Here is a 16,479-nt window from a genome sequence, read left to right on the forward strand (position 1 = left end):
AAGCCACCGCCTGGGCGGGGAATTAATTCGACTGGACCACCGTCTTGAACCGCTTCAGGGATATTAATTTGATCAATTCCTGGCAGGTTGCCAATAGAGAACGTTAGCTTATCGCCCTGTCGGCTAAGTGCTAAGTCATCACCAATGTATGAGAAGTCGAAGTCACCTTCAGGTGGACGATATCGTTCATCACCAAGAATATCGGCAACCGGCTGAGTGTTGATCTCCTCATAGGTGGGAATGTCAACTTCAATCTCAGGGATAAATACAGCATCAACCGAAGAGTTTCTCAGGGTTTCCTCATCAAGAGCAACGGCGTTAATCAAGCCTGTTTGAGATTCTTCCTGCTCGATCAGTAACTCAGAGTCGGTGTCTTCACCTTCATATGGCGCAATTGTGACACTTGAAATTGTTCTCTGTTGGCTCAGATTACTTTGTTTTTTCGGGGTGATAATAATCGTAGAGTCTTCAATGTACGTATCGGTTAATTCTGAGCTCGTTAGTGACTTAACTTCAGCCTGAACGCTTGAGCTAATTGCGAAGACGCTTCCTGCGACTGTAATGAACGCGCTTTTTCCTAAAGAGCGAAGAGATAGACGATCAATCATAAAGTCTTTACTTCTATGTGAATGCCCCATGAGTATTTACCCAAGTCTCGTTTATTGCAAGTTGACGCGCTATTTATATGCTTCTTTTATTAGGTGTTTATGCTGTAATTAGATGCAGTTAAAAAAATTGGAGAATGACAATAAAAAAGCTATTTAGGCGTTGGCTTGAACGTCGTACGCAAAGGCGCTCCGAGTACCTTCTTACCCAAAAGAATATTTATATATTTCCGAGTAAGCAGGGTTTTTTCTTTCTGTTGATGTTGCTAGTGATGCTAATCACAGCGATCAACTATCAGAGCAGCCTTATTTATTTGTTCGTTTTCATGTTGGGTGGCGTGTTTGCAGTCTCGATTTGGCTTTGTTTTTTTAATATGCAAGGTTTGACTTTGCGACTCAGCGAAATGTTACCGGTTGAGGCTGGAGAAAAGGTCACAGTAAATGTCGTTGCAGATACGGCGGGTAAGCAGCGTTCTGGGTTTTATGCTGCATTTGAAGTAGGGCCAGAATCGATATGGCATATGGAGCAGAGTTTCGATGTAAAGGTTCAGACTCAGTCATTTGAACGAGGCGTGCACTCGTTATCAGGTATTCGTCTTCAAACATACTTTCCTTTCGGTTTAGTTCGAGCATGGACATGGATGTGGTTTGACGAAGCTGTGTACGTTTATCCTAGACCCTTACCGTCACCCGAAAATACAAGCCTAGAGCGCAATGCGGTTTCAGGATCGGGGCAGATCTCGGGGCAAGAGCTCGATAATGTTAAGGCTTATGATAAGGGCGATAATGTTCGAAGAATTCTCTGGAAGCATTTTGCTAAGCGTGATGAGCTAATAGTTCGCTCGCCAGAGCTTCTTAGCGCGGATCCTGTCCATCTTGAGTATGACTCATATATGCGCTTTGGTAAGGAGTTGGCGCTGAGTTATTTGTGTTTCGATGTTTTTGAGTTACATGAAAGTCGTCTTCCGTTTTCGTTATCCTTGCCAAATGTAAGTGTTGGCGAAGAGCAGGGCGAGCTGCATTTGCGACGCTGTTTGAGGGCTTTGGCGGAGTGTGCTTAATGGCCGAAGTGCAAGTATCCCAAACTGAGGTTCTTGAATTAAACGGCATTCGGCACGGAGTTGTTGGTGTCATGCTGCTTCAGGCCGTGTCATTTTTATCGATCGCGCCAATATGGCTCTTCTCGTGCATCGCCCTGTTTATCGCTTTAGTTGCATTACCAGGTCTGGTTGGTAAGCGCTTGTTAAATGTGATTGTTCTCAGTGCGTCATTCATTGTTTTCTTCCTTGACTATCGACTGGATTATTCCGTTGAAATGGCAGCTGTGTTTCTCTTGTTAGTCGGTTGTATGAAGTCACTAGAGTTGCGTTCTCAGCGGGATGTGCTCATTTTCGTTTATGTGATGTTATATTTAAGCGCAGTATCGATGCTGTTTGAGCAAGGTATCATGCATGTGGTGCTGCAGTTTTGCTCACTTCTCTTTTGTTTGGCGCTGCTCATGCGTATTAACGATAGTGTGATAGGAAGCGTGCGCTCTCAAATTGGACGAGTGTTGAAGATTGTTTCTTTGGCGTTTCCGTTGGCAATTTGTCTTTTCATGTTTTTTCCTAGAATTGCGCCACTGTGGTCGATGCCAATTAAAACAAGTTCTGCACAAACCGGGCTCAGCGAGACACTTCGTCCTGGTGCTATTGCCGATCTCACTCAGTCCGCGGAAACGGCATTTCGTGCCACATTCTTTGGTTTGCAGCCAGAGCGAGAAACCTTGTATTGGCGAGCGCTTGTTTTAGATCGATTCGATGGTGATGCTTGGTCGCGTGATCGTGAAGCGCTTTTGGTGGAGCGAGGGCGTGCTGGCATTGCTTCAGTTCAGGCACAAAAGATATATCAGCCGCAATCTGTGAGTACGCCATATTATGATGTGATCCTGGAGCCGCATAACAACCGATGGGCTCTCGCATTGGCAGGTTCAGAATCTGCATCAGGAAACGTATTTTCTATAGGGATGGGGATCAGCGAATTTAACTACTCTCTTAACTCTCCAACACCATACCGAATGAAAATAGATGGGGTGGCAAGTTCCTACGAGGGTACGGCAATTGCTTCTTTGCCTGATGTATCACGTAAGGTATCTAGTTCATTTCAGGATGTGCAGTTGCCGGCTAATGGAAACCCACGCGCTCGTGACTTAGTGACTCGCTTTTTATCCGATGGTACCACCGAAATCGAACTGATATCTAAAATACTGGATTTTTATGCTTCTGAGGGTTTTGCATACACGCTTAAGCCGCCATTACTTGAGCAAGATACAGTCGATGGTTTTCTATTCGATACAAAGCTTGGTTTTTGCGAGCACTATGCAAGTAGCATGGCTTTTTTGCTGCGTGAGGCGGGTATTCCTTCAAGGATTGTTTTGGGATACCAAGGCGGAGAATTTAACGAGAGTGCAGGGCACTGGACGATTCGCCAATATGATGCGCATTCTTGGGTTGAAGCCTATGTTCAAGGGCATGGTTGGTTGCGTATTGATCCGACAGCCTATGTGGCGCCAGATCGCTTGTCTTTCGGGCTTGCGGCAGCAGTACAGGCGGAAGGAACTTTTCTTCAGGATAACTATTTAGCTTCAATCGGTTATCGAGTGGGTGCGTTACGCTGGCTGATTGAGCAGGGTGATGCAATCAATTATCGTTGGCAGCGTTTTGTCTTAGGGTATGGAGAGGCTGATCAAAAAAAACTGCTTCAAAGTATGTTGGGTGAGTTTAGCTGGCGACATTTAGTGTATTTGCTTATTGGTATTCTCTCTGTGTTATCCGCCGCAACGATGCTTTATTTATATCTTGGACGATATTCGAGAAGTTTAACTCGCGTTGAACGTCGCTATTTGCGTTGTTTGTTAGTGTTGCGAGTTTTTCGCGTCGAGCGTTTGCGCGGTGAAACGCCGATCAATTTTTATAAGCGTGTGAGTGATGCTTTGCCGACATATATAAAAAAATATCTTGCCATTCGTACTCGCGAGCTGCACAAAAAACTATACAATGCGGATCTGTCTTTAGAGTAGTGAATTATGAATATCATGCCTTGGCATGCTGAGTTGGTCGAGACAATCTCAGATTTAGAAAAAAGAGACGCATTACCTCATGCGGTTATGTTATCAGGCGGAGAAGGCTTAGGTGTCGATGTGCTTGCGCATACTCTAGCTAGGGCATTGCTGTGTGAATCGCCTGCTTCTGGTTATCCCTGCGGACAGTGCAAAGCTTGTCATTTGATGGAGGCAGGGAGCCACAACGACTTTATGTCTCTTGAGCTAGAAGAGGACGCAAAGCAAATTAAAATTTCTCAGGTGAGAAGCTTGGTTGATTTCGTTAGCGAGTCTAGCATGCGTGGCGGACATAAGGTTGCGGTGATCAATCCGGTCGAAGACTTAAATATCGCCGGTTCAAACGCCTTACTAAAAACGCTTGAAGAACCAGCAGGCGATACGATTATATTTCTCGTTGCGCAGCGTCAAGAAGCTGTATTGGCAACTATTCGTTCTCGTTGCCAGATCTTAAACATCCAGCCGCCCTCACATGAAGATGCTTTATCGTGGTTAATGCAGAGTTTGCCTGCTGCAGATTCTGATGTTGTTCATTCATGCTTGAGTATCTCGAATGGCGAGCCAGTTACAGCGATGCGATTTATTGAGCAAGACGCTTGGGGTCAGCAAAAAACTATGATTGAAGGGCTTGGTGCGGCCGTTAAGCGTAAAAAAACAGTCAGCGATTTGGCTGAGTCATGGGCGGATGACTATTTGCAGGATCGACTCGTTTGGCTGATTCAATGGATCGAGCAAATGATTCGTTTTAGTTCGACGGAAGATGAGAGCGTCTTTTTAAACGCTGATAGCGTTGCAATGCTTAAGTATTTGGCAGGCAAGGCGGGTTTTTCCGTATTGTTTGAATTGCGCGAAGCGCATTTGGTGCAATTGCGTCTATTGATGGGAAGCACAAACCCCAATCCGCAGCTTCTTTGTGAGTCGCTGATTATTCTATGGCAAGACCTAATGCGAAGTTCTCGATAATGTTGCGCTAATTTCACTCGCAGAAATGCGTCATTGCCCTATACTTCAAAAATAGACGTTATTTTTCAGGAATTTAAAACGATTATGTCAGCTGGGTTCGGAGCGCGTAGCGGTATATTAACGCTAACGATCAAAGATAAAGCAGTACTGTATGCTGCGTATATGCCATTTATTCAAAATGGCGGCTTGTTTATCCCGACAGGCAAAAACTATCACCTGGGTGATGAGGTGTTTTTGCTTCTCAATCTAATGGATGAGCCTGAAAAAATTCCGGTAGCAGGTAAGGTTATTTGGGTGACACCAAAAGGTGCGCAAGGAAATCGCGCAGCAGGTATTGGCGTTCAGTTTAGTGCTGAAGACGAAACAGCAAAAAATATTATTGAGAAGGAATTAGCTGGGGCATTAAGTTCGGATCGTCCGACCCACAGTATGTAATTCGTTCTTTTGTAAATAAAAAAAGGCGCACATCATGATGCGCCTTTTTTGTGTTCGCGTTACACTGGCGCGCATTATTTGTGTGTATTCGAGTACTTATGTTTATAGATTCCCATTGCCATTTAGATCGATTAAAGCTTGAGAAATATGAGGGTGGATTAGCAGATGCCATATCTGCAGCTCGTGACGAAGGTGTGAGTGAAATGCTTTGTGTTGCGATTGATCTTGAGCACATCGAAGATGTGTTAGGCGCGGCAAGCTCCTTTGATAATATTTATGCTTCGGTCGGTGTTCATCCAACAAGTTATGAGGGCGAAGAACCGAGCGTTGAGCGTTTATTAGAGCTATCTAAGCGAGAAAAGGTCATTGCGATTGGTGAAACGGGGTTAGATTACTACTACAGCGAAGATAAAAAAGAGCTTCAGCAAGAACGCTTTATTCGACACCTAGAGGCAAGCAAGCAATGTGGCAAGCCTGTGATCGTCCATACGCGAGATGCAAAAGAAGATACCTTAGAGATTATTGCAAAACATGGTGACCCTAGTGTTGCTGGCGTGCTCCATTGTTTTACCGAAGATCTCGATATGGCCTTACGCGCGATTGAACTCGGTTACTATATTTCGTTTAGTGGTATCGTCACGTTTAAGAATGCAGTTGAGCTGCAAGACGTCGCTAAGTCGATTCCGCTTGAGCATATGCTAATTGAGACAGATTCACCTTATTTAGCGCCTGTTCCGTTTCGCGGTAAGCCTAATGAGCCAAAGTATGTTCCTAAAGTGGCGGAGTTTATAGCCGAGTTGCGCGGTATTTCTGTTGAGGAAGTGGCCAAGAAAACCGCGGAAAATTTCCACGCTCTGTTCACGCATGCAAGAGCGTAAGTGTATTTTGAATTATCAGCACTTTTCTCAACAAACTGAGCGATTGACGCTTGCGGGCTTCCATAACGGACAAACGCAGGGCCGGCCTGTGATCATGCTTCATGGGTGGCTAGACAATGCGGCGGCCTTTGAGCCTATGCTCGAAAGGCTTCAACTAGAGGGGCGTCCTGTGTATGCATTGGAGTTGCCTGGTCATGGGAAGTCACAGCATCGCGATAAGTCAGCTCAATATCACCTTGTTGATAATACGATCGATGTCTTGGCGTTTGTTGATAGTATTTCTGAAGGAAGTGATTTCGATATCGTTGGTCATTCCATGGGTGGCATTATCGCGACCTTAGTTGCTGCTTCAGTGCCCGAACGAGTTAAGCATTTGGTGTTGCTAGATAGCTTAGGGCCGCTGACTGATGAAATTGAAAATGTGTTGCCGCAACTCAAAAGAGCGGTGAAGCGTGCATCCTCGTTGAGAAACTCAAAGCTTAATGTTTATCCTACTAAAGAAGTGGCTGCCCGCGCGCGAACGGCAGGGGTCGGTAAGATTTCTATGCCTGCATCAAGACTTCTTGTAGAGCGGGGCACGATAGAGGTGGAAGGTGGTTGGACGTGGTCATCTGATCCAAGGCTGTTAGAGCCATCACTTTTGCGATTTTCTGAAGCGCAGGTTGAGGCAATAATGGGAGGCATCGAATGTCCTGTGCTATTGCTTGTTGGAACGGATGGTTATTTCAAGCAATATGAAGCTATTAAGAAGCGGCTTGCGTATATAAAAACGTTAACGCAGCATCAAGTAGACGGCGGGCATCACTTCCATATGGAAGGTGACGTTGCGCTGACAGCTCAATTAGTCGGTGACTTTGTCACTGAGTAACTACATCGAACCAAAGGGGTTTAGTGAATGCAAAACAGGTTGGCTCGTTCAAGTTGGATGAATGTACACGTGTTTTTGGTCTCTATGCTTTCGATTGCGCTAGTACAAGTAGCGCATGCGAAGCAATTTAGTTTTGAGGCGCCGGGCTTGGAGTTTGTTTCGAAATCGGAACAGGACGTTGCTTTGCATCCGTTTCCTCTTAGTAGCATTAAACGGGTGAGCAATAGTTTACGTGTTGACCGCCAAACTAGCCTCGAAGGTAGTCGAACTAATTATTTATACCGTGTTGCGAGTTTTTCGAGTCGCGATAAGGTCTTAAGTTACTACCGAAATTTGCTTTCATCAAAGGGAAAAATTGAATTTGAATGTGCCGAGCGTAACTGCGGATCGAGTAATGATTGGGCTAACAAAGTGTTCAGTATTCGAAACCTTGCGGGGCGAGACAACAATCAATCTTACTTAGTTGGGAAGGTTGATGATGGTGTAGAGCAAGGCTGGCTTAGTGTTTACGTTGTTGAAAATGTTCGTCGCGAGAATATGGTATATCTGAGCTTCTCCGCGGCGCCTCCAGCAGATTTAGTCGCAGACATGAAGCGCGGTTTATTGGTCAGTGATTCGATGCTAAAGCATTTCAATGCGGATGCGCTAAATGATTATTTGACGAAAACCGAAGGCGCTAAAGTTGTTGCTTTGGCTTATTCGAGTGTTGAGGGTGAAACGCAAGTTGAAGCTTTGGGCGCTGCCGAAGCCTTCGCAAAGCCCTTGCTGCAAGATATCTATGCCCAAGGTTTGAAAGCTGAAAACGTTGAATTTCGACCGATGGGCCGTTTAGGCCAAAAGCCACTTTCTCTCGACGCTAGCCAATGGCTATATCTATATCTCTTAGATTGAGGCCTCTTTTTTATAGTTTTTACGCTTCAGTAGCCAGCATGCTTAGCACTCTGGCTCCATTCCCTATATAATTGCGCGGTTTTTCTACCTTGAGGCAATGTTGTGGCGGCGCAACTACACACAATTGCAGACTTTATTCGATATAGCTTTACGCGGCTCAATAGCAGTGATGTCTATTTTGGTCACGGTACAGATAACGCGTGGGATGAAGCTGTCGCATTAGTTTTACAAACCTTGTCTCTTCCATGGGATTTTGACCGTGAACTTTGGGCTTGTCGTGTGACGGATGAAGAAATTCTTCGCCTCACTAAGAATCTCAATGCGCGCATTGATCAACGTATTCCTTTGGCTTATTTGACCAACAAAGCTTACTTTTGTGGCCTAGAATTTTACGTTGATGACCGCGTTCTCGTGCCACGCAGTCCGCTGGCACAGCTCATTGAGAATGGTTTTTCTCCTTGGTTATTGGATGAACCGCAACGCATTATGGACCTTTGCACAGGTAGTGGGTGTATTGGTATTGCGTCGGCACTTCTTTTTGAAGAGGCTCAAGTTGACTTATTAGATATTTCTGAAGACGCATTAGAGGTATGCAATAAGAATATCTCGAAGTTTGCCCTGCAGGATCGCGTTACTGCCATGAAGTCAGATTGTTTTTCTGCGCTAAGTGAGCGAGATCATCACACTTACGACTTGATTGTGTCTAACCCTCCGTATGTCGATGCAGAAGATATTGGCAGTATGCCGGACGAGTATCGCAAAGAGCCGATGCTGGGTCTCGCATCAGGCAATGATGGCTTGGATTTCACAAGAGAAATGTTACGTCAGGCTGCTTCATATTTATCGCCATCAGGCGTCCTGATCGCTGAGGTTGGAAATAGTTGGGTTGCGCTAGAAGAGGCGTACCCAGAATTAGAATTTACGTGGATTGAATTTGAGCACGGCGGGCATGGTGTATTTATGCTCACGGCAGACCAACTTCAAGCCGTTAAAGAATAAGCAAAACGAAAGGGTTATACGATGTCAGGTAATACCTTCGGAAAGTTATTTACGATAACCACCTTCGGCGAAAGTCATGGTAAGGCACTCGGTTGTATCATCGATGGTTGTCCTCCAGGAATAGAGATTTCTGAGGAAGATATTCAACACGATTTAGATCGTCGTAAACCCGGGACTTCGCGCTTCACCACGCAACGTCGCGAAGCGGATGAAGTAAAGATCTTGAGTGGCATTTTCGAAGGAAAAACCACAGGGACATCGATCGGTATGATTATAGAAAATACTGATCAGCGCTCAAAAGACTATTCAAATATTGCTGATACCTTCCGTCCTGCACATGCCGATTATGCCTACACGCAGAAGTACGGTTTTAGAGACTACCGTGGCGGTGGTCGTTCCTCTGCGCGTGAAACAGCGATGCGTGTCGCTGCGGGCGCTGTTGCTAAAAAGTATTTAAGTCAGGCTTTTGGCATCGAAATTAAGGGATATTTGTCTCAACTAGGCCCGATTAAAGTTGAGAATGTTGACCTGTCTATCGTTGAGGGAAATCCTTTCTTCTGCCCGGATGCGGATAAAATTCCGTTGATGGAAGAGTACATGAAAGACATCAACAAAGAAGGTAATTCGATCGGTGCAAAGATCACGGTGATCGCGACAGGAATGATGCCGGGCTTGGGTGAGCCAATCTTTGATCGTCTTGATGCTGAAATTGCTCATGCTCTGATGAGTATTAATGCAGTAAAAGGTGTGGAAATCGGTGCAGGTTTTGATTCCGTTGAGCAGAAGGGTACTGAGCATCGCGATGAGATGACTCCTGAAGGTTTTCTTTCCAATAATGCTGGTGGTGTCGTTGGTGGTATTTCTACGGGGCAAGATATTGTTGCTCACATTGCTTTGAAACCAACATCAAGCATGCGCCTACCTGGCAAGAGTATTGATCGTTTCGGTAACGAAATTGAGGTAGTGACACATGGTCGTCACGACCCTTGTGTTGGTATTCGTGCAACGCCAATTGCTGAGGCGATGTTAGCGATTACATTGTTGGATCATGTTATGCGTCATCGTGCTCAAAATGCCGACGTTAAATGCGAAACACCAATTATTAAGTCTGAAGCAAACTAAGAGGGTACATGAAGGTTTCTGATTTCGACTTTGAATTGCCAGAGTCGTTGATTGCAAAATATCCACCGAAGGTAAGAGGCGAAAGCCGCTTGCTGCATGTTCAAGGCGCAACCGGCGCCTTGGCAGATCTTCAGTTTGCTGACTTACCTAATTTGCTTAGGAAAGGCGATCTTCTCATTTTCAATAACACGAAGGTCGTTCCCGCTAGGATGTTTGCAAAAAAAGAAACCGGCGGGGCACTCGAAATCTTGTTCGAACGTAAAGTCGAAGAGCAGGTTTTTTTAGCACATGTTCGTTCGTCTAAATCACCGAAACCTGGTTCCAAGTTATATACAGAAGGCGGAAGTGAACTTGAAATGCTTGGGCGCAGAGGCGCGCTGTTTGAATTGAAAGTTTGCGGAGATCAAGAGGTGTTTGCGCTTCTTGAGTCGGAAGGCCATGTACCGTTGCCACCATACATCGATCGTGAAGACGAGTCTCTTGACGATGATCGTTACCAAACTGTTTACGCCAAAGAACCTGGCGCCGCCGCTGCGCCTACTGCGGGTCTGCACTTTAGTGATGAAATGATCAGTGATCTTGCTGAGCAAGGTGTTGAATCGGCTTTTGTCACCTTGCATGTTGGGGCGGGAACGTTTCAACCAGTAAAGGTTGATAGTGTCGAAGACCATGTTATGCACAGTGAGTGGATTCAGGTCACCAAAGAATCAGTCGACAAAATTCGTGAAACGAAGGCAAATGGCGGTCGCGTCGTATGTGTCGGTACAACCAGTATGCGAAGCCTGGAGGCAGCTAGTCAATCAGGTAGCTTAGAGCCTTTCGAGGGCGATACTGATATTTTTATCTACCCAGGGTATTCGTTTGTAACTGTCGATGCCTTAGTCACAAACTTTCATTTACCGCAAAGCACGCTATTAATGTTGGTCTCGGCGTTTTCTGGTCAAGAGAACATGATGAACGCGTATGCTCATGCGATTGAGAATAAGTATCGCTTTTTTAGCTATGGTGATGCGATGTTCTTAGAGCCTCAGCGCTAATCACAAACTATTTTATTTATTGGAGAAGCTATGTCTCGCCCTGAATGCTTTATGTCGTTCGAATTAAAGACGACAGACAAAGTTGCGCGACGCGGAGAACTGAAATTCCCAAGAGGAACGGTTCAGACTCCGGCATTTATGCCTGTAGGTACCTACGGCACGGTTAAAGGTATGCTGCCTCGTGACATCAAAGAGATCGGTGCAGAAATTATTCTAGGTAATACATTTCATTTGATGTTGAGACCAGGAACTGAAGTTATCGAAGAGCATGGTGACCTTCATGACTTTGCGCAATGGGACAAGCCAATTCTTACAGACTCAGGCGGTTTCCAAGTATTCAGCTTGGGCGACATGCGTAAGATAACCGAAGAAGGTGTGAAGTTTAAAAGCCCTATTAATGGCTCTGAAGTGAATGTTACGCCTGAAGTGTCTATGCAGGTTCAGCGTAGTCTCGGCTCAGATATCGTGATGATCTTTGATGAGTGTACGCCTTATCCAGCAACATGGCAGGAAGCGAAAGATTCGATGGAGCGTTCTATTCGCTGGGCGCAACGTAGTAAAGATGAGCATGGTTCAAGTCCTTCTGCACTATTTGGTATTGTGCAGGGTGGTATGTACGAAGATTTACGCGATATCTCTTTAGAAGGCTTAACCGATATTGGTTTTGACGGTTATGCAATTGGCGGTCTTTCTGTTGGTGAGCCAAAGGAAGACATGATGCGCATACTCGAGCATTTGCACGACAAGATGCCAGAGGATAAGCCACGTTATTTAATGGGTGTTGGTAAGCCAGAAGATCTCGTGGAAGGTGTTCGTCGAGGTGTTGACATGTTTGATTGTGTGATGCCTACGCGAAACGCACGAAACGGACATTTGTTTACGCACAGTGGTGTTATAAAGATTCGCAATGCGGTACATCGTCATGATCTAGGTCCAGTTGATTCTGAGTGTGATTGTTACACTTGCAAAAACTTCTCACGAGCATATTTGCATCACTTAGATCGCTGCAATGAGATGCTCGGGGCGCAACTGAATACCATCCATAATCTCCGTTATTATCAAAATCTTATGAGTGGTTTGCGCGAAGCAATCGAACAAGGTAAATTGTCCGACTTTGTTGACGACTTCTATGCTGCGCTAGGGCGCGATACGCCCCCATTAGACATCGAAGATGCGTTTAACGACGCTTAAAACACTAATTTTTTAAATATTCTAAATAGTTAAGAGGAAGAAAATGAGCACGCTTATTAAACAACTTTCGTTATTGGTTCTTATGGTTATGTCAGGTGCGGCATATGCAGAAGGCGCAGCGCAACCAGGTGAGCCTAGCGCGCTTATGCAACTTATCTTCTTCGGTGGTTTCATCTTGATCTTTTACTTCTTGATGTGGCGCCCACAGTCTAAGCGAGCGAAAGAGCATAAGAATCTTGTAGCTAGCTTGAATAAAGGCGATGAGATCGTTACTAACGGCGGAATTGCGGGCAAGATCACAAAAGTATCGGATGACTTTGTTTCGGTCGAGGTTTCTGAAGGTGTTGAATTGAAAATTCAGAAAGTGGCCGTATCTTCTGCTTTACCGAAAGGGACGTTGAAAGGTATTTAATGGAAAGCCGGGTTCGCCCGGCTTTTGTTTTTTTGTGCGCAGTAACTTCTTAGTAACATCCTACTCAAGTTGCATGTGATTAGACACAACAATTAGAAAGGCATTTAGGAGCTCACATGCTCAATAAATATCCGGCTTGGAAATATGCATTGATCGCCCTGATTTTGGTGATCGGTGGTATTTATGCAACGCCTAATTTATTCCCAGACGATTTCGCGATTCAGGTGACGGGTACTCAAACTACGACCGTTGCTGATCAAGAACTTGCGAACGACATTAGCGAAGCGCTTGAACAAGCAGGTATCAATCCCAAAGCGGTTGAATTGCAAGACCGTCTTGTATTGGCGCGATTTGATTCAACTGAACAGCAGCTGAGTGCTAAAACTGTACTTCAGGATGCGCTTGGTGATGATTTTATTGCTGCGCTGAACATGGCACCAACTACGCCAGATTGGTTGAAAGCACTTGGTGCAGGGCCAATGAAGCTAGGTTTGGACTTACGTGGTGGTGTTCACTTTTTGCTTCAAGTAGATATGGAAAAAGCGCTAAGTCAGCGTTTGTCTGTATACGAAAGTGAAATTAAGAGTGCGTTGAGAAATGAGCGTATCCGATATAGAGCTTTCTCGATTGACGGTTTGGACGGTATAAAGATCAAATTCCGTACCGCTGAAGAGCGTGATAAAGCAACTTCTTTTGCGGCGACAGAATACCGCGAGTTCACACGCACCAATCAAGATGAAGAAGATGCGGCTTACCTCATCTTGCGTCTTTCAGAACAAAGCGTGAAAGAGATTGAAGACTATGCCGTTCAACAAAACTTAGTCACGCTTCGTAATCGTGTTAACGAGCTGGGCGTTGCAGAGCCATTGGTTCAGCGCCAAGGGCGTGATCGTATCGTAGTTGAGCTTCCAGGTGTTCAGGATACTGCAACAGCTAAACGTATCATTGGTAAGACGGCTAACCTTGAGTTCCGTTTGGAAGCCAAAGCTGGTGCGCCAAGTAGCCAAACTCAGCGTTTTAACTTTAAGCAAGACGAAAACCGTAGCGGTATTCTCGAAAAAGATGTGATCGTTACGGGTAGTAACGTATCCAATGCGAATGCTGGTTTTGATGAAAATGGCGTCGCGCAGGTAAATATTTCGCTTGATGGTAACGGCGGCAAGATGATGCTTGACGTTACGAAGCGCAGCATCAAACGTCGTATGGGTGTTTTGTTTATTGAGCAGAAAACAGAAACTCGTAAGCGTATTGTTGATGGTGAAGAGGTGGTCGAACGCCGCAATCGTGAGATTCGTAACATCATCAACCTTGCAACAATTCAATCTGCCTTTGGTAATGCCTTCCGTATTACCGGTCTAGATTCCCCGACTGAAGCGGCTGAGCTTGCATTGTTATTGCGTGCTGGTTCATTGGCGGCACCAGTGTATTTCGTTGAAGAGCGTACGGTTGGACCAAGCTTAGGACAGGCTAACATCGATGCTGGCTTGTTGTCCGTGCAGATCGGTTTTGCTCTAGTACTATTGTTTATGCTTGTTTATTACCGTGTATTTGGTGTGATTGCGAACATCGCGCTATTAGTTAACGTTGTGCTCTTGTGTGCATTGATGTCTATGATATCGGCGACGTTAACTTTGCCGGGCATTGCAGGTATTGTTTTGACGGTCGGTATGGCAGTTGATGCGAATGTACTCATATTTGAGCGTATACGCGAAGAATTGAAAGCAGGCATGTCTCCACAACGAGCGATTGATGCGGGTTATGGCAGAGCTTTCGTTGCGATTTTAGATGCAAACATTACAACCTTTATCGCAGCGATTATTTTGTTTGCTGTAGGCACCGGACCAGTGAAAGGCTTTGCGGTTACCTTAGCGTTAGGTATTTTTACCTCAATGTTCACTGCAATTTTCTTGAGTCGTGCCATTACTAATTTGGTTTACGGTTCACGTAAAGTTGAAAAGTTATCCATTGGTTAATAGGTAGTAGGAAACAAAATATGAATACGATTAACTTTATGGGTAAACGCAAACTAGCAGCGCTAGCTTCTATTTTGCTTCTTATCGCATCGATAGCTTCTATTGCTACACAGGGCTTGCAGTTAGGTCTCGACTTCACCGGTGGCACATTGGTGGAAGTGGAGTACGAAATGGCTCCTGATCTAGAGGAGGTTCGAGCGACCCTTAATGATGCAGGTTACGACAAGCTTGTTGTTCAGAACTTTGGTGCAGATACCTCTGTCTTAGTTCGTTTGTCACAAGGCTTTGACGACACAGTTGGTGTGCAAGTGCTGAATGCCTTGTCACAGAGTGGTGAGAAGGTAACGCTGGAGCGCGCAGAATTTGTTGGCTCACAAGTCGGTGAAGAATTGCGTGAGCAGGGCGGTCTAGGGTTGTTGCTCGCACTTGGTATCGTGATGGTTTATGTTGCCTTGCGCTTCCAATTCAAATTCTCTGTGGGTGCCGTAGCGGCCCTTATCCACGATGTAATTATCGTGGTGGGTGTTTTCTCGATCACGCAGTGGGATTTTGACCTGACAGTATTGGCGGCATTGTTGGCGGTCATTGGTTACTCTCTAAATGACACGATTGTTGTTTCGGATCGGATCAGGGAAAACTTCCGTAAGCTGCGGAAGTCGGACTCCGAAGAAGTCATCAACATTTCTTTAACTCAAACCCTGTCGCGTACCTTGGTGACCTCGTTGACAACGATCCTAGTGTTGATTGCGTTATACATTGTGGGTGGAGAGATGATCAATGGCTTCGCTAAAGCTCTTTTGATTGGTGTTTTAGTAGGTACATACTCTTCAATCTATGTGGCAAGTAATATCTTGCTTGCAATGGCGGTCACCAAAGAAGATCTTCTTCCGCCTGTTGATAAAGATGGAGAGGAGTTTGACGAAGGTCCAAGTGAAGCGGATCTGAGAAAGCTTGAGGAACAAGATCGCAAGCGTGCTGAACGTGAAGTGCAACCTTAATCACCAAATAGTGATGAACAATAAAAAACCAGCTTCTTAGCTGGTTTTTTATTGTTTGGAGTAAAGCAAAGCTATTTAACTTTGTAACTTACTTGCATAGCCGCTAAAGCGCTGCAGTGTTGTTTTGAACAACTTAGGGTTGGCTGCAACAACGGAACGGCTATTTGAATTAATCATTCCAGTAGCAAGGTCACCAACTAGGGCGCCAGCTTCTTGGCAGATCAACAAAGCAGCTTCAAGGTTTTCTGATTTTGCCGACGTAAGTAGGGCTGCATCAAGTTGGCCTGAAGCGACTAGTGCCAAATCAAGTGTAGGGCAGTTACTGACACGAGAATTGATTCCCGCGTTGCCCATGTCTGTGATCAGATCGCTAACAACATGATCGGTGCTGCTGTTGCCGAATTGATTGACGACATCACTTGCAAAATATGCGGCGTCTAGATTACGTAAGCTGTTAACGCGGCAACGATGGTCATTGAATGTTGCACCGCTTCCTCTTACTGCAACGTATTCTGCGCCGGTAAAAGGGTTTACGACTGCTGCGCTATGAATCTTTCCGTTTTTCTTGTGCACAAAGCTGTACGCAGTGTCAGGAAGTTTGCGAAGTAGGTGTTGTTCATTGTCGAAGCCTTGGATGAACCAGGCATCTTCTTTTATTTCACTAATTTTCTCGCCAACTTCAGCAACGTAGTGTGTTGGGTAGCCTTTTTTCAGCGCGTCCATAAGTGTTTTGAAAAGCACTTCTTCTAGGTGACGAACCAATTTTAGGTCTTCCTTGAGATCGTTAGCGTTATGCTCTTTACGATCGATGCTTAAGTTCACGTACTCGTTAAATTGTCTGGCAGCGCGGAGCGCGATTTTCAGAATCGGTTGCATTCTTTTCACCTAGTCCTAATCTTGTGGCGCGCATAATAGCAAAAAAGAGTTTTATTGCAGCAAAAAAGCGGTTTTGTTCACAATATATGAATATACTTGCCCTCAATTATAGTCGCAGTTCTTTTTATTGGAGT

Annotated in this window: 16 protein-coding genes; 14 read left to right on the top strand and 2 right to left on the bottom strand. The window is 45.2% G+C overall.

Annotated features, from left to right (window positions below):
- Positions 1-638, bottom strand: a 638-nt coding sequence (locus A3738_RS12930) for a hypothetical protein (RefSeq protein WP_197473843.1), incomplete at its 3' end; no start/stop codon positions are given.
- 239 nt (positions 639-877) lie between these two features.
- Between A3738_RS12930 and A3738_RS12935 the strand changes: the two genes are divergently transcribed.
- From A3738_RS12935 to secF, 14 genes are all read left to right on the top strand, one after another.
- On the top strand, positions 878-1,666 hold the full coding sequence (locus tag A3738_RS12935; protein WP_231876648.1) for a DUF58 domain-containing protein: 789 nt from the start codon (positions 878-880) through the stop codon (positions 1,664-1,666).
- The gene (locus A3738_RS12940; protein ID WP_068476668.1) at positions 1,666-3,663 is read left to right on the top strand and encodes a DUF3488 and transglutaminase-like domain-containing protein; all 1,998 of its coding nucleotides are present in this window, start codon (positions 1,666-1,668) and stop codon (positions 3,661-3,663) included. Before A3738_RS12935 ends, A3738_RS12940 begins: the two co-directional genes overlap by 1 nt.
- A 6-nt stretch (positions 3,664-3,669) precedes the next feature.
- The gene (locus A3738_RS12945) at positions 3,670-4,665 is read left to right on the top strand and encodes a DNA polymerase III subunit delta' (protein ID WP_068476670.1); all 996 of its coding nucleotides are present in this window, start codon (positions 3,670-3,672) and stop codon (positions 4,663-4,665) included.
- 84 nt (positions 4,666-4,749) lie between these two features.
- Positions 4,750-5,100: a PilZ domain-containing protein gene (locus A3738_RS12950; protein WP_068476673.1), complete on the top strand. Its 351-nt coding sequence runs from the start codon at positions 4,750-4,752 to the stop codon at positions 5,098-5,100.
- Between the two features lie 98 nt (positions 5,101-5,198).
- Positions 5,199-5,978, top strand: a complete 780-nt coding sequence (locus tag A3738_RS12955; RefSeq protein WP_068476799.1) for a TatD family hydrolase — start codon at positions 5,199-5,201, stop codon at positions 5,976-5,978.
- Positions 5,965-6,846 carry an alpha/beta fold hydrolase gene (locus A3738_RS12960; protein ID WP_068476674.1) on the top strand — a complete coding sequence of 294 codons (882 nt, stop codon included), beginning with the start codon at positions 5,965-5,967 and terminating at the stop codon, positions 6,844-6,846. The genes A3738_RS12955 and A3738_RS12960 overlap by 14 nt, the downstream gene beginning before the upstream one ends.
- Before the next feature lie 27 nt (positions 6,847-6,873).
- A complete protein-coding gene (locus A3738_RS12965) occupies positions 6,874-7,737 on the top strand; it encodes a DUF4892 domain-containing protein (RefSeq protein ID WP_068476676.1) in 864 nt (287 codons plus the stop codon).
- A 102-nt stretch (positions 7,738-7,839) separates the two neighbouring features.
- Positions 7,840-8,736, top strand: a complete 897-nt coding sequence (gene prmB, locus A3738_RS12970; RefSeq protein ID WP_068476678.1) for a 50S ribosomal protein L3 N(5)-glutamine methyltransferase — start codon at positions 7,840-7,842, stop codon at positions 8,734-8,736.
- A gap of 21 nt (positions 8,737-8,757) precedes the next feature.
- On the top strand, positions 8,758-9,858 hold the full coding sequence (gene aroC, locus A3738_RS12975; protein WP_068476680.1) for a chorismate synthase: 1,101 nt from the start codon (positions 8,758-8,760) through the stop codon (positions 9,856-9,858).
- An 8-nt stretch (positions 9,859-9,866) separates the two neighbouring features.
- Entirely contained in the window at positions 9,867-10,895 is a 1,029-nt protein-coding gene (gene queA / locus A3738_RS12980) for a tRNA preQ1(34) S-adenosylmethionine ribosyltransferase-isomerase QueA (protein ID WP_068476682.1), read from the top strand.
- A gap of 51 nt (positions 10,896-10,946) precedes the next feature.
- Positions 10,947-12,086 carry a tRNA guanosine(34) transglycosylase Tgt gene (gene tgt, locus A3738_RS12985; protein WP_068476801.1) on the top strand — a complete coding sequence of 380 codons (1,140 nt, stop codon included), beginning with the start codon at positions 10,947-10,949 and terminating at the stop codon, positions 12,084-12,086.
- A 43-nt stretch (positions 12,087-12,129) separates the two neighbouring features.
- Positions 12,130-12,498: a preprotein translocase subunit YajC gene (gene yajC / locus A3738_RS12990; protein WP_082869160.1), complete on the top strand. Its 369-nt coding sequence runs from the start codon at positions 12,130-12,132 to the stop codon at positions 12,496-12,498.
- A 116-nt stretch (positions 12,499-12,614) separates the two neighbouring features.
- A complete protein-coding gene (secD, locus tag A3738_RS12995) occupies positions 12,615-14,471 on the top strand; it encodes a protein translocase subunit SecD (RefSeq protein ID WP_068476684.1) in 1,857 nt (618 codons plus the stop codon).
- A 20-nt stretch (positions 14,472-14,491) separates the two neighbouring features.
- Entirely contained in the window at positions 14,492-15,469 is a 978-nt protein-coding gene (secF, locus tag A3738_RS13000) for a protein translocase subunit SecF (RefSeq protein WP_068476686.1), read from the top strand.
- Positions 15,470-15,544: 75 nt separating this feature from the next.
- Here secF and A3738_RS13005 read toward each other — a convergent pair whose 3' ends face one another.
- Positions 15,545-16,345, bottom strand: coding sequence for an inositol monophosphatase family protein (locus A3738_RS13005; RefSeq protein WP_068473937.1), 801 nt, complete (start codon positions 16,343-16,345; stop codon positions 15,545-15,547).
- Positions 16,346-16,479: the final 134 nt, after the last annotated feature.

This window comes from Oleiphilus sp. HI0066, from assembly GCF_001635725.1.

Coding starts and splice junctions, on each gene's coding strand:
- A3738_RS12935 (WP_231876648.1), top strand. CDS start 878: ATGCTAATCACAGCGATCAACTATCAGAGCAGCCTTATTTATTTGTTC.
- A3738_RS12940 (WP_068476668.1), top strand. CDS start 1,666: ATGGCCGAAGTGCAAGTATCCCAAACTGAGGTTCTTGAATTAAACGGC.
- A3738_RS12945 (WP_068476670.1), top strand. CDS start 3,670: ATGAATATCATGCCTTGGCATGCTGAGTTGGTCGAGACAATCTCAGAT.
- A3738_RS12950 (WP_068476673.1), top strand. CDS start 4,750: ATGTCAGCTGGGTTCGGAGCGCGTAGCGGTATATTAACGCTAACGATC.
- A3738_RS12955 (WP_068476799.1), top strand. CDS start 5,199: ATGTTTATAGATTCCCATTGCCATTTAGATCGATTAAAGCTTGAGAAA.
- A3738_RS12960 (WP_068476674.1), top strand. CDS start 5,965: ATGCAAGAGCGTAAGTGTATTTTGAATTATCAGCACTTTTCTCAACAA.
- A3738_RS12965 (WP_068476676.1), top strand. CDS start 6,874: ATGCAAAACAGGTTGGCTCGTTCAAGTTGGATGAATGTACACGTGTTT.
- aroC (WP_068476680.1), top strand. CDS start 8,758: ATGTCAGGTAATACCTTCGGAAAGTTATTTACGATAACCACCTTCGGC.
- queA (WP_068476682.1), top strand. CDS start 9,867: ATGAAGGTTTCTGATTTCGACTTTGAATTGCCAGAGTCGTTGATTGCA.
- tgt (WP_068476801.1), top strand. CDS start 10,947: ATGTCGTTCGAATTAAAGACGACAGACAAAGTTGCGCGACGCGGAGAA.
- yajC (WP_082869160.1), top strand. CDS start 12,130: ATGAGCACGCTTATTAAACAACTTTCGTTATTGGTTCTTATGGTTATG.
- secD (WP_068476684.1), top strand. CDS start 12,615: ATGCTCAATAAATATCCGGCTTGGAAATATGCATTGATCGCCCTGATT.
- secF (WP_068476686.1), top strand. CDS start 14,492: ATGAATACGATTAACTTTATGGGTAAACGCAAACTAGCAGCGCTAGCT.
- A3738_RS13005 (WP_068473937.1), bottom strand. CDS start 16,345: ATGCAACCGATTCTGAAAATCGCGCTCCGCGCTGCCAGACAATTTAAC.